At 69.4% G+C, this 13,404-nt stretch carries 12 protein-coding genes; all 12 read right to left on the minus strand.

Annotated features, from left to right (window positions below; translation table 11 throughout):
• Positions 1-811: 811 nt before the first annotated feature.
• Positions 812-1,930 carry a glycosyltransferase family 4 protein gene (locus ACFQRE_RS19920; protein ID WP_380125813.1) on the minus strand — a complete coding sequence of 373 codons (1,119 nt, stop codon included), beginning with the start codon at positions 1,928-1,930 and terminating at the stop codon, positions 812-814.
• Between the two features lie 46 nt (positions 1,931-1,976).
• A complete protein-coding gene (murJ, locus tag ACFQRE_RS19925; protein WP_380125815.1) occupies positions 1,977-3,626 on the minus strand; it encodes a murein biosynthesis integral membrane protein MurJ in 1,650 nt (549 codons plus the stop codon).
• A complete protein-coding gene (locus tag ACFQRE_RS19930) occupies positions 3,623-4,435 on the minus strand; it encodes a hypothetical protein (RefSeq protein ID WP_380125817.1) in 813 nt (270 codons plus the stop codon). Before ACFQRE_RS19930 ends, murJ begins: the two co-directional genes overlap by 4 nt.
• Positions 4,432-5,385 carry a copper transporter gene (locus ACFQRE_RS19935; protein WP_380125819.1) on the minus strand — a complete coding sequence of 318 codons (954 nt, stop codon included), beginning with the start codon at positions 5,383-5,385 and terminating at the stop codon, positions 4,432-4,434. Before ACFQRE_RS19935 ends, ACFQRE_RS19930 begins: the two co-directional genes overlap by 4 nt.
• Positions 5,382-6,563: a putative cytokinetic ring protein SteA gene (gene steA / locus ACFQRE_RS19940; protein WP_380125821.1), complete on the minus strand. Its 1,182-nt coding sequence runs from the start codon at positions 6,561-6,563 to the stop codon at positions 5,382-5,384. Before steA ends, ACFQRE_RS19935 begins: the two co-directional genes overlap by 4 nt.
• 51 nt (positions 6,564-6,614) lie before the next feature.
• Positions 6,615-8,324, minus strand: a complete 1,710-nt coding sequence (gene recN, locus ACFQRE_RS19945) for a DNA repair protein RecN (RefSeq protein WP_380125823.1) — start codon at positions 8,322-8,324, stop codon at positions 6,615-6,617.
• 9 nt (positions 8,325-8,333) lie between these two features.
• Entirely contained in the window at positions 8,334-9,266 is a 933-nt protein-coding gene (locus ACFQRE_RS19950; RefSeq protein ID WP_380125825.1) for an NAD kinase, read from the minus strand.
• Positions 9,263-10,066 carry a TlyA family RNA methyltransferase gene (locus ACFQRE_RS19955; protein ID WP_380125877.1) on the minus strand — a complete coding sequence of 268 codons (804 nt, stop codon included), beginning with the start codon at positions 10,064-10,066 and terminating at the stop codon, positions 9,263-9,265. The genes ACFQRE_RS19950 and ACFQRE_RS19955 overlap by 4 nt, the downstream gene beginning before the upstream one ends.
• A 1-nt stretch (position 10,067) precedes the next feature.
• Positions 10,068-10,418 carry a hypothetical protein gene (locus ACFQRE_RS19960; RefSeq protein ID WP_380125827.1) on the minus strand — a complete coding sequence of 117 codons (351 nt, stop codon included), beginning with the start codon at positions 10,416-10,418 and terminating at the stop codon, positions 10,068-10,070.
• Positions 10,415-11,203: a hypothetical protein gene (locus tag ACFQRE_RS19965; protein WP_380125829.1), complete on the minus strand. Its 789-nt coding sequence runs from the start codon at positions 11,201-11,203 to the stop codon at positions 10,415-10,417. The genes ACFQRE_RS19960 and ACFQRE_RS19965 overlap by 4 nt, the downstream gene beginning before the upstream one ends.
• A gap of 68 nt (positions 11,204-11,271) precedes the next feature.
• Positions 11,272-12,180: an HAD-IIA family hydrolase gene (locus tag ACFQRE_RS19970; RefSeq protein ID WP_380125831.1), complete on the minus strand. Its 909-nt coding sequence runs from the start codon at positions 12,178-12,180 to the stop codon at positions 11,272-11,274.
• Entirely contained in the window at positions 12,177-13,193 is a 1,017-nt protein-coding gene (locus ACFQRE_RS19975; protein WP_380125833.1) for a tetratricopeptide repeat protein, read from the minus strand. The genes ACFQRE_RS19970 and ACFQRE_RS19975 overlap by 4 nt, the downstream gene beginning before the upstream one ends.
• Positions 13,194-13,404 lie beyond the last annotated feature (211 nt).

The following is a 13,404-nucleotide window of genomic DNA, read 5'->3' on the forward strand; positions in this document are numbered from 1 at the left end:
CGCCCGCCGCACCTGAGGTGTCCACGCACGCTGCGGGGCAAACTCCCATCGCAGCGCCGACGCAGGGGGGTTGGCTGACCGACTGGGAGTTGCCTCTTTCTCGTCAATGGCCGAAGATCCACGCCGAGGCGAATCTCATCGCCGAAGATGTCTTTATCGCAAGATGCCGTGGCCTCACACCGGCCCCGGCCGATGCACGTAGAGCGTTCTTGGCGCGCCTTGATCACGGCGACACTTGGAACAGCGACCTCCGTCGCATCTTTACGGAAGCAATTGCGCAACGGCATGGATACCGGGTCAGTGGGACCTTCTCCTCCGAGGCGCCAAACCCCTTCACTCCCCCTAAGCCGGCGCCACCCGATTGGCTCAAATGTTTCGACAAACTGCGGCACGAGATCCCATTGCCGCCGTATGACGGGACCTTTCAGAGCATTCAAGCAACAGCCTTCTCGGCTGCCCAGCGAGAGCCGGCAGTCTCGCAAGCGGTTCAACGATGGAGAACCTGCTTTTCGAGAGCAACTAGGACCACCCCTGCCTCGGACCCCTTCGAAATGCCGACCAAGGAAATGAGAGACAAGTTCAGCATTCCCTCTTCCCTAGGAGGGAGGCCCGGCCCAGGGGAAATAGGGCTTGCGCGTGCAGACGCTTCTTGTCAGAGGGCTTCAGGATTCGCTCGCGCACTCTTCGATGCAGAGTCGGCTGCCCAGAACGACCTCATCGCGCGTGACGCGGACGAGATCGAGGCAGAAGTCAAGGCGTTCAAGAAATACGACGAAGTCATGCGACGTATCGCAATGGGCGACTGACTCCCTCAACGCTCAACATCTTGGTCAAGGCCGCCCAATCGGCCATACCAGTCCCGCCATCGCCGGGCCGTCGTCTCGCTGTCGGCCCACTCGGCCGCTCTGGCTCGGCCGGCCGCCGCGGCCGACTCACGGGCCTTCGGGTCGCTCAGGAGACCCCTCACGGCTGAACCCACCGCGAAGGCATCTCCGACCGGCACGAGCTCTCCGACACCCTCCACGAGGTCCCGCAGACCGCCCGTGTCCGTGGACACCACGGGGACGCCTGCAGCCATGGCTTCCTGGACGACGAGGGCCCGTGCCTCCCAGGTGCTCGTGAGCACGAAGACCTCTGCGGCCCGCAGCCACGTCGCCGGATCGCTCTGTGGTCCGACGAAGTGCACCGGCGCACCCTCCTCGCGAACCCGTGTCTGCAACCTGGCCAGCAGATCGGGGTCGCCATCACCCACGACGACCCATGTGGACGTGATGCCCACCACGGAGGCGGCGTCGATGATGGTGTCCAGATCCTTTTGGGGCGCGACGCGGGCGATGGTCAGAACCATCGGCCCCTCCCCCACAACTCCGTTCGCCTGCAACAGTTCTGCTCTGCGCGCGGCACGCGTCGCGCGATCAAGAGGATCCGCAGCCAGCAGGTCCGGCACGCGCGGTGACGGGACGGGCGCGAGCACCGGTTCACGCGCTCCGTGCCGTTGCGCCTCGAGCACGAGGTCGCTGCTCGCGCCCGTTGACAGGGCTGCTCGCCCGGCCACGAAGCGTTGGAGGAGGCGGGACGACAGCTTGCGCTTCCACCCACCGGCGAGCACCGCATTGTGCTGGCTCACGATGACGGGCACCCGCGTCCCCGCAGCAGCCAGGACGGCGACCAGCCCGGCCTGGTGTCCGTGGGCGTGGACCACGTCGGACGAGCGCGCCAGACGACGCAGGCGCAGGAGGTTGCGTACGGATCCGGGCGTGGGGCCGGAGGGCCACCAGCGCCGCGCGTCGACCAGACCGAAACGTTCTGCGGTGATGGAGTCCGTCACCACCGTGACCTGGTCGCCCAGGGCGCGGAGGTGATCGCTCAGATCCACGGCGTGGGTGCCGATCCCCCCGGTGCTGCGGCCGATCACCTGGACGACGCGCATCAGGGGCTCATCTCACGCTCGTCGTGCCGGCACGTGGGAACGGAGGTCATGACCGGTTCTCACCCCGACGGCGACGTCCACGATCGCGCAGCGCCCGCATGCCTTCACGGTCGGCCACACCCATGACCGCGAGATGCACACCCATCGTCACGACGGCGACGACGAGTCCCGCCAGGAGCGAGCCGAGGAGCCCGTCCCAGGTGACCACCCGCTCGACGGTGTCGCCGACCGCGATGGCCACGGCAACGGCCACGATCGCGGAGGCAGCCGTTCGACCGCTGCCTGCGAGAGCCGTGGCTCCCCAGGACCGGTGCACCAGGAAGGCGAGCGCGATGGCCGAGACGGTCATCCCACAGGTCGAGGCGATGCCGAGTATCCCCAGGGTCGTGCCGGCGTCCGAGCCCTCGGGAAGGGTCGCCAGGGGCAGCAGCCCGGCCATGACCCAGCCGACGGCCACGGCCAGGGCTGCGTGGATCGGACGACCGCGCACATAGAGCGCTCGGGTGAGCAGGGCAGCCACGCTGAAGCCGACGAGCCCGGGTGCATAGGCGGCCAGGGCTCCGGGGAGCGCTTCGAGAGCCTCCCGCCCCGGGCCTCCCGACCCGCGGTCCAGAGAGAGGAAGAAGCGGCCCACGGGGCGGGAAGCGGTGATGAGGACGGCCGCTGCGCCGGACGTCAGCAGCAGGATGCCGCGGATGCCGCGCGCGAGAGTCCCCGCGGCCGCCGAGTCGTCGGACTCCCCGCCACTGGCGCTCTCCGCGTGGGCCATCGCAGGGAAGGCGGCCGTGGCGATCGGAACGGCGAGAACGGCATACGGCAGGAGGTAGACCGCCTGGACGTAGGCGTAGATGTTGACCACGCCATTGTCGATGGTTCGTGGGGCGTGCGTGAGCCACAGGGTCATGAACACTGCGCCCTGCTGCGCCGCCAGGGCGACAACCCCTGCTCCCGCCAGCCCCGCCGCTCGGCGACCCAGGTTGCCCGGGAACGACAGGGTCGGTCGCAGCTGAATCCCCGCCCTCACTGCCGGAACGAACAAGGGAACGCTGAGGACCAGAACCCCGAGGGTCGTGCCTCCGGCGAGGATCCACACGGCGTCCGAGGGCACCGCGTCCGCGCCGACACGTCCACTGACCCGCTGCCCGTAGGCCACGTAGGCAGCCATCACCACAACGCTGGACATCAGTGGCGCCAGGGCCGCGGCGAGGAAGCGCCGGTGCGCCTGGAGCATGCCGGCGAGCACGACACCGATGCCGTAGAGCGCGACCTGGGGGGCGAAGATGCGCAGCATCGTCGCCCCGAGGTCCACGGCGCCGGGCTCTTTGCCGTCATCGAGGAGAAGCTCACTGAGCCACGGCGCTGCCACGAACACGATCGCGGCGAAGGGCACCAGGACGACGACGGCCCAGGTCAGGAGCGCCGATCCGGCGCGGTCGGCGTCCTCGCGTCGGCCCATGCCGAGCTGGCCCGCCACGAGGGGGACAGCGATGGCCGCGAGCGCGCCACCAGCGGCCACCTCGTAGACGACGTTGGGCAGGGTGTTGATCGTTTGGTAGGTGTCGCCGACCGGGGTCGTGCCCACGGTGCCCGAGAAGACGAACGTGCGGGCCACACCGGCAAGTCGCGCCAGCAGGGTCGCGACGGCGACGACGAGCGCAGCCCGGGCCAGCGACTGGCCCACGGACCCGGTCGTCACGGGCGACCCCAGGAGTCGATCTGTCGCAGGACCGGGTTGCCCTCGATGACCTTGCTGAAGGAGACCTTCTCGGACAGGACAGTGAGTCCGGCGGTCAGCGCCAGGAGGACGAGACGACCTCGCAAACCGGTGCGCTCCACGAGAGCAAGTCCCACCATGGCCCCAGCCGCGTTGGCGCCCGTGTCGCCGAGCATCGACTCGCCCCGAAGGTCACTCGGGAGCGTGCCCGCCGCCGCACCGAGGGCTGCGGCTGCGGTGGCTGCACCGTGGCCGCCCAGCGGCAGGAGCAAGGGGACAGCGCCGAGGGACACGACCTTGAGGGTGCGTCCTGGCCGAAGGTCGAAGAGGTTGGCGAGGTTGGCCGACCCCGCGATGGCCGCACCCCCGATGAGGGTGGTGAGCAGGCGGCGGTCCGTGTCCCGGTCGGTGAGCACCGAAGCAGCCAGCCCGGTGGCCGCGAGTCCCACGATCTTGATCGCCCCCGTCGTCACCTCACCGCGGGTCAGCGCGCCGAGGTGGCCCTTGAGTCCCTTGCTCGAGGCGTCACCTGCGAGGTCGTCGAGGGCGCCGAAGGCTCCCCCGCCCAAACTGGCCACGATGCCTGCGGCGCAGGGCGCGCCCGCCGCAGCGGCACCGGCAGCCGCGGCAACGGCATACACAGGTCCCTCGAGGAGCGTGACGGCGCGCCCCGCGTGGTTCGTGCGGTCCCAGCGAGCCTGAACGTGCGCGGGGACGTGGCGACGAGCGAGCATCGCCCCACCTGCCGCTGCGGCCGCCACGAGGGCGCCCACGAGCGGTCTTCGCCTCATGGCGCCGGGATCGGCGGGTAGCCGGCAGAGACGCCGTCGCCAAGGCCGTACTGTCCGACTCCCCCGGTCAGCTGCTGCACGAGGGCGTAGACCACGCTGACCTGTCCGAGCGACAGGCTCACGTCGTCGACGGTGGAGAGCGATCGGGCGGTTGACGCATCGCTGCGCGCGGCACGCACCACGGAGGCTGCACCGGTGAAGCCGGTCACGCCGACGTCCTCGGTGAGGACTGCTCCCTTGCCCGCACGGTCGAGTGCGGCGGAGAGGGAGACCAGACGCGCGGCGTGGCGATCGCGTTCGGCCACGACGTCACCCTTGATCGGAGCGGCCACGATGACTGCTGTGCTGGCCCGCACCAGGTCCGCCGTCTCGACGTCGATGAGCTTGGCGCCGGTCAGCGCGTCGAGCGCAGCCCTGCTGGCGTCGTTGGCGGCTGCTGCATCGGCAGCCACGAGCGAGGTGGCGAGCACGGCGTCGAGTGGGCCGGCGCCGGGCTCAGCGGCTTCGGGCAGCCCTAGGGCGCTGCGCTGCTCGGTCGCCAGCTGGGACTGTTGCGCGCTCGCCTCGGCGTCCTTGGGAACCCAGTCCTCCTTGACCGTGGTGCGCGACACGACGGCAGCCCCCGACGCCGCAAGGGTCTCGGTCACGGCCTTGACGTCCTCGGCATCGGCGTCCGGCAGGATCACCAGTGCAACCTTGGCGTCCTTGAGGGTGCCACCCACGAGGCGGGCACGCGCCTCCTGCGTGAAGTCGTCGCGCGTCACCCCGGCCTTGCGAGCTGCCTCGAGCTCGGTCCGCAAGGTGGCACGGTCCTCGCGGAGCTGGGTGACCTCTTGGGTGAGGGTGTCGCCGATCTGTCCCTGGAGGGGGCCCGCGCCGAGCACGATCCCGACGGCGAGCGCCATGAAGATCGAGATGATCGAGACGAGGTGATAGCGGAAGTCGATCACGTGAAGATTCCTCCGAGTGCGGACCAGAGATCGTCGAGGCGGGCGCCCAGCACTTGAAGGAAAACCCTGCCTCCGGGCGTGGCCCAGAGTGCGGCAGCGAGAGCGAGCAGACCGACAAGAACCATGAGGAGGAGCGAGGCCCCCGAGATGCGGGAGCGATAGAGACGGCTGACGCCCTTGGCGTCGATGAGCTTGCCGCCGACGCGCAGCCGGGTGAGGAACGTGCTCGCCATGCCCGATCGGCCCTTGTCGAGGAATTCGATGAGGGTCGCGTGGGTGCCGACGGCGACGATGAGCTGTGCGCCCTTGTCGTCGGCCAGCAGCATGGCGACGTCCTCGCTCGTCCCGGTGGCGGGGAAGACGACCGGCTCGACACCCAGGTCGCGAACCCGCTCCAGGCCGGGTGCGCGGCCGTCTCGGTAGGCGTGGACGACGACCTCTGCTCCACACCGGAGCGTGGCGTCCGACACGGAGTCCATGTCGCCGACGATGAGGTCCGGCTTGAGGCGCGCCTCGACGATGGCGTCGGCGCCACCGTCGACTCCGATGAGGATCGGCTTGTACTCGCGGATGTAGGACCGAAGCATCTTCAGGTCCTCCTTGTAGTGGTATCCGCGGACGACGATGAGGACGTGGCGCCCGTCGAGGTTGGTGCGGATGTCCGGGACACCGACACCGTCGAGGAGCAGGGCGCGCTCCTGCTTGAGGTACTCCATCGTGTTGGCAGCGAAGGCCTCGAGCTGGACGTTGAGTCCGGCCCGCGCTTCGGCCATCGAGGCCGTCACGGACGTGTCGTCGAGAGCCTGACCGCTGGCGATCACCGTGTCGCCAGCCATGAGGTTGTTGCCGTCGAGGTGGATCAGGGTGCCGTCCGTGAGCTCCATCGCGTCGTCGCCGACGGCGTCGAGGAGCGGAATGCCCGCGGCGAGGAGGATCTCAGGACCCAGGTTGGGATAGCGCCCCGAGATCGACGTCGCGGCGTTGACGACCGCGACGGGTCGGCACGCGACCAGTGCCTCGGCGCTCACCCGGTCGATGTCGACGTGGTTGATGACGGCGATGTCGCCTGCCCTGAGGCGCTTGGTCAGGTCCTTGGTGCGAGGGTCCACACGCGCAGGCCCACTGACTCCGGCGGGACCGGGGTCGCGTTCGCGGCGGAGGCGGGTCGTGAAGGGCATCCAGCACATCGTGCCACGCTGGATGGTCGCGGCCGCAGAGGGCGCGGCCGCTCAGACGTCGGCGCCCTGCCCGAGCCCCGCGAGCAGGTCGCGTGCGTGCTCGAGCGCGGCCACGCCCACCCCGCCGGCCATCATCCGGGCGAGCTCGCTGACACGTTCCTCCCCCGTCACACGACGGACCCCACTGCGGGTCACTTGCCCGTCATCGGCCTTGGACACGACGAGATGGTGGTCGGCGTGCGCAGCCACCTGGGCCAGGTGGGTGACCACGATGACCTGTGCGGTGCGCGCGAGCGCGGCCAGCCGGGCCCCGACATCGAGGGCGGCTCGCCCGCCGACGCCCGAGTCGACCTCGTCGAAGACGAAGGTCGGCACCGAGCTCGTGGTGTCGGACGTTGCCGTGGCCACCTCGATCGCCAGCATCACGCGCGAGAGCTCACCACCGGAGGCCGCCTTGCTGACGCTGCGTGGGGTGCTCCCGACGTTCGCAGCCAGCCCGATCTCGACGTCATCGCCACCGTGAGGACCGAGCCGCGCCGACTCCTCGACGCCGATGACCACCGTGGCCGACCCCATGGCGAGGTGCGCCAGCTCCTCGCTGATGCGTGCCGACAGGGTCTTGGCGGCCTTGCGCCGGGCAGTCGAGAGCTTCTTGGCGGCAGCCGTTCGTTGGGCTTCGAGTTCACCCACCGCGCGCTCGAGCTCGCCGATCCGGTCATCGTCGCTCTCGAGCTCCACGACGCGTCGAGACGCGGCTGCGCTCCACGCGATGACGTCGTCAATCGTCTCGCCATAACTGCGGGTGAGGTCGGTGAGCTGTGCCCGCCGTTGCTGGACGAACTCGAGTCGCCCAGGGTCAAGGTCGACATCAGCGACGTAGCTGGACAGGTCGGACGCCAGGTCGGTGACGAGGTGGGTGACCTCGTTGAGCCGGCTCTCGAGGTCGGCGAGCGCTGGATCGTTGGCGCTCACCTGACTCATGGATGACCTGGCCGAAGCCATGGCACCCATCACGCCACCGTCCGCACCGCCGGAGGCATCGTCGTCACCGACGAGGAGCAGATGTGCTTCGCTCGAACCGCGCCGCAGCTCCTCGGCGTGCGCGAGTCGCTCGTCCTCGATGCGCAGGTCGGCGTCCTCGCCCGCGAGCGGTTCCACCTCGGCAATGCGCTCCAGACCCCGGTGCAGCAGGTCCAGTTCCTGGGCGCGTTCGCGCGCGGCAGCGCGCAGTGACTCGAGTTCTGTCAGAGCTGATGCGTGTGCGGCATACACCTCGTTGTATGCCGTCCGCGCAGTTCCCAGCGGACCGCCACCGAACGCGTCGAGCAGTTCGCGGTGCTCCTCCGGTCGGCGCAGGCGCCACTGATCTGCCTGGCCGTGGACGGCCACGAGGTGTTCGCCCAGCTCGGCGAGGACGCCGACCGGCGCGCTGCGTCCACCGACGTGGGCGCGCGAACGGCCTTCGGTCTGGACCGTGCGGACGAGGACGAGGGTGTCGTCGACCTCTCCCCCGGCCTCGGTGGCGCGCAGGGACGCGGGGTGGTCGGCTGCGACCTCGAAGACGCCCTCGACGACAGCCCGGTCGGCGCCCTCGCGCACGAGCCCGGCGTCGGAGCGCGCGCCAAGGAGCAACCCGAGGCTGGTCACCACCATGGTCTTGCCGGCCCCGGTCTCACCGGTGAGCACGGTCAGCCCCGGCCCGAACTCGATGATCGACTCATCGATGATGCCGAGGTCCTGGATCCTGATTTCCTGTAGCACTGGGTCTGGTCAGCCCGTCTCGGGTCCGGACTCGTTCGCCCGGCGAGCAGCGCCACGCCATCCGTGGACCGACAGGTCGAACTTCTCGACGAGCCGATCGGTGAACGGGGACGCCGCAAATCTGGCCAAGCGCACCGGGTCGGGGCTGCGGTGGACCTGGATGCGTGCACCGGGCGGCAGGTCGATGGCTCGACGCCCGTCACACCAGACGACACCAGAACCCTGGGTCCGGGCCACGACCTCGACGGCGAGCTGGCTGTCCGGGCCGACCACGACGGGCCGAGCGAAGAGGGCATGGGCGCTGATGGGCACGAGCAGCATCGCCTCGACATCGGGCCACACGACAGGTCCACCAGCAGAGAAGGCATAGGCAGTGGAGCCGGTAGGCGTCGCCATGACGACCCCGTCGCAGCCCCACGTCGACAAGGGGCGACCGTCGATCTCGACGGTGAGCTCGATCATCCGCTCCCGCGAAGCCTTCTCGACCGTCACCTCGTTGAGCGCCCAGCTCTCGAAGACCGTCTCTCCGTCGTGGATCGCGACGACCTCAAGGGTCATGCGCTCCTCGACCGTGTAGTTCCTCGAGACGATGCGCTCGACGGTGACGTCGAGGTCGTCGCGCTCCACCTCGGCGAGGAAGCCCACGTGGCCGAAGTTCACCCCGAGCAATGGGACTCCCGAACCTCGCGAGACCTCGGCGGCGCGCAGGATCGAGCCGTCGCCACCGAGGATGCAGACGAGCTCGCAGTCGCGGGTCGGGTCGGCGGGATCGGCGCTGATGAGGTCGGGCGCTCCCTCGAGAGGGGTGCCCTTCATCTCGTCGCTGATGACCGCAACGGACACGCCGGCCGCGGTGAGGCGTTTGACGACACCCAGGGCGTGGTCATGCACCTCGGGGCGGTTGGGGTGAAGCACGAGGAGGATCCGTCGTGACTCGCTCACGCTCGAACCTCCTTGCTCAGCTCGCGGACTGCGGCGGCCACCGCACCGGGGTCCATCGTGCCTGAGACCCCTGACCGGGCCCACAAGAGGTACTCGGTGTTGCCCTCTCCACCATGGATCGGGCTGCGCATGAGGCCTTGGATGCCGAGGTTGGCAGCCTGCGCCGCGGCCACGACGTCCTTGAGTGCCTGCCGACGGTGACGCGGGTCGATGACGATGCCGTTCTTGCTCAGTCGGCCGCGCCCCACCTCGAACTGCGGCTTGATGAGGAGGACGACATCGGCGCCGGGGTTGGTCAGCCGGGCGATGGGCTCCAGGACGAGGGTCAGCGAGATGAAGGACAGGTCACCGACGACGAGGTCGAAGGTGCCGAGGTCGTCAGGTCCCACGTCACGGATCGAGGTGCCGCTGCGCTCGGTGACTCGCGGGTCAGCCTGCAGCTCGGCGACGAGCTGGTCCCGGCCCACGTCGAGCGCGACCACGTGGCTGGCGCCGCGGGCGAGCAACACCTGGGTGAACCCACCGGTGGAGGCTCCGACGTCGAGACAGGTGCGCCCGGACGGGTTGAGCCCGGCCGACTCCCAGGTCGTCAGGGCATGGTCGAGCTTGTGGGCAGCACGGCCCACCCACCGCGGACCGTCCGAGGAGACCTCGATCGGGCTCGCGTCATCTGCAGGGGTGGCCGCCTTGCGCGCGACCTTCCCCTCCACCGTGACGAGCCCGGCTTCGATGAGCTCCCTCGCTTCCCCACGGGAACGAGCGAGCCCACGTCGCACGAGCTCGGCGTCGAGCCGAGCGATGTCAGCCTCCGAGGTCGCTGAGCCGACCCTGCAGGGTGCGCTGCACCTGCTCGCCGCGCTCGATCTGCGCGTCGAGGTCGTCGACGGGTGCGTCGGCGAGGTCACGCAGGGAGGCGTCGATGACGAGGTCACCCGTCTCGGGCGCACCCCCGTTGCCAGCCTCGGGTGGCGGTGGCGACACGGGTTCGGGCTCGGGCTCGGGTTCTGGCTGAGCCACAGCCTCTGGCTGCGGCCCAGCACCGTCCGACTCGACCGGAGCGGACTCGGGCACGTCCTCGTCACTGACGAGGTCGTCGAGATCAGTCGCCTCGAACGGGTCCGACTCGGGCTCCTGCGAGAACTGTTCGCTCACGCGCCGCCCGCCGTGGTCGGCGTCGTCGCGGTGGCCTTCTTCGCGGGCGTCGACTTCTTGGCGGCCGGGGCCGACTTCTTCACCGTCGATGTCTTCTTGGCCGGAGCCTTCTTGGCCGGAGCCTTCGTCGCGGTCGTGGCCGTGGTGCTCGTCTTCTTCGCGGCGGGGGCCTTCTTCGCCGGGGCTTTTTTCACTGCGGTCTTCTTCACGGCCGTCTTCTTCGCCGGAGCCTTCTTCGCGGGCGTGGCGGCCGGGGCCGACTTCTTCACCGTCGACGCCTTCTTGGCAGGGGTTTTCGTGGCGGACTTCTTCAGCGCCGAACGCGCCGGACGCCGACTCGGTGCCGTGGCCGTGGCCGGCTTGGCGGCGGCAGCCGTGTCGGTCGCCGCGTCGCCAACGAGCATGGCTGCGCTGGTGGCTGCACCGGAAGTGGCCTTGGAGGAGCGACCAGCGATCGTCGAGGCGAGCTCCTCGACCTGGCTGCGCAGCGACTGGACGGTGTCGGTGACGGTGGACAGCTCCTGCTGCAGGCTGCCGACGTCGATGCGACCGACGGCCTTGTCGACCTCCGAGCGGACGAGGGACACGAGGTTCTTGCGGTTCGTGTTGGCTGCGGCGACGAGGTCATCGGCCAGCTTGCTCGCCTGCTTCGTGACCTTCTTGGGCGACAGGTCGCCGTTGGTCAGGGCAACGAGCTCGGCGGCGGCCTCCTTGGCTGCGCCCTTCGTCATCTCGCCCAGCCCGGAGGCGAGCTCGACATATCCCTGGATCGACCGCTTGGCCATGGTTCCTCCTGTGGTTCGTGGTGGTTCCCGCCCACGCTACTCGGAGCGACGTGCTCAGGGCGGGCCCGTCAGTCACCCAGCGCGGCGAGTTCTGCCGGCAGTGCCCGAACGACACCCGGCTCGGCTTCAGCGTTGTCACGGATCTCCCACTCGGCGCGCAACAGTTGGGACGTCGCCTCGACCTCGCCCACCTCGGCCAGGAGCGCACGCAGATCGCGGGCAACCCAGGTCGGGCGCGACTGTGGCGCAGCATCGAGGGCATCCCTGACGCCGTGCACTCCCGTCAGGACCAGCAGTGAGTCCATCCCCGCATGGTGGGCACCTTCAATGTCGGTCTCGAGCCGATCACCAATGGCGAGAACGCGATTCGGCAGAACTCCCAGGCGTTCGGCACACATCAGGTAGAGCGGCTCGTCAGGCTTTCCCGCGACCAAATCCGGCCCGCGCCCGACAGCCGCGCCCACGGCCAGCACCAGCGCACCGTTGCCCGGTGCGTACCCGTCGGCGGTGGGAAGCGTGTGATCCGTATTGGTCGCCATCCACAGCGCTCCGCGCTGCACCGCGTAAGCCGCCTGCGCCAGATCCGCTGCGCTCACGTCCGGTCCGTACCCCTGCACGACGGCAGCCGGCTCGTCATCAACCGACGTGACGGGCACGAAACCGCTCTCGCGCAAGGCTTCTGCCACACCTGCGCCACCGATGGCGAGAACGGCAGCACCTGGCTCGAGGTGTCGGGTCAGGACCCAGGCAGCCGCCTGACTGCTCGTCGCCACCGAGTCATCAGTGATGTCGAGCCCCAGTCGGCGCAGGTGATCAGCGACCTCGCGCGGAGGACGTGACGCGTTGTTCGTCGCGAACTGGATCGGGACGCCGATGGCCGACAAGGCCTCCACGGCATGAGGCACCGCAGGGTCACCGCGGTAGACGACTCCGTCCAGGTCGCAGACGATCGCGTCGTAACCATCGACGAGCCTCACTCGTCGCCCTCGTCCTCCTCGTCAGCACCGCCGAGCAGGTCGGTCGTGCTGACTCCGTCGAGCTCTTCGAGACGCTCGACCGCGTCGGTCTCGAACTCCACGTCGGCGTCGGCCGCCTTCTCGAACCAGTCACGCGCTTCGTCCACGCGACCGAGCCCGAGCAGCGTGTCGGCGTAGGCGTACTTGAGTCGTGGTTGGTTGCCCTTCTTGAGCTCAGGGATCTGCAGGGCGACGAGGGCGGCGTCGGTCTGGCCGAGGTCCCGACGAATACCGCCGATGACGATCGCCAACTCGACGCGCTCTTCCTTCGGAAGCCGCTTGGCCTCCGGAGACTGGGCCAGGTCCAGCGCACGCTCATGACGTCCGAGACCGCGTTCGCAGTCGACCATGAGCGGAAGCAGGTGGTCGGAGCCACTGATCCGACGCACGGTGCGGAACTCACTGAGAGCACGGGCGAAGTCGCCCGAGCGGTACGCCACCATGCCCAAGGCCTCCCGGGCGGCCGGAACCCGGCCGGCGCGGCGCACTGCCGTCTCGGCGTGGGCCATGGCGTTCTCGATCTCGTCCGCTTCGAGCAGGGCGGCGACCATCACCAGGTGCTGCGCGACGCCCTCGGCGTTCTCCTTGCTCAGGGTGCGGAGCTGCTGGTGCACCGAACGGTCGAGCTCGTTGCCGGTGACACCATCGGGAATGCGGGGTTCCGGGCGACGAGGGGTCTTGGGCGCGAGGCGCGGTCCGCCCCGCTGCTCGCGGTCACGCTCAGCGCCACCACGGGTGGGCCGCCCGGTGTCGCGGCGGTCGTCACTGCTGGCTCCGCGCGATCCGCGGTCATCCCGGCGACCGGCAGTCGATCCGTCACGACGGTCATCGCGACCGCGGTCGGGACGATCAGCTCCACGAGGTCCACGACCACTGGCGTCACGACCTCGAGTGCCGGCGTCGCGGTCGAACCCGCCTCGACGTGGTTCGTCGCGGGCGCCGTCTCGGCGCGGTCCACGGTTCTCGTCGGTCATGAATACCCTCCAGGGCAGGTCAGGCGGCCAGGGGCCGCATCGAGCACGAGCAGTCTATGGGGGTGGCGCGTGACGAGACACAGATGTGTCTCCATCGAAGGCACTCAGGCCCGCAAATGAGAAATGGCCCGCCATAGAGGCGAGCCATTTCTGAATGTTTGTCCGGCTGCGTCCTACTCTCCCACACCGTCACCAGTGCAGTACCATCGGC

The sequence above is a fragment of the Knoellia pratensis genome (genome assembly GCF_042666395.1).
Classification (GTDB): Bacteria; Actinomycetota; Actinomycetes; order Actinomycetales; family Dermatophilaceae; genus Knoellia; species Knoellia pratensis.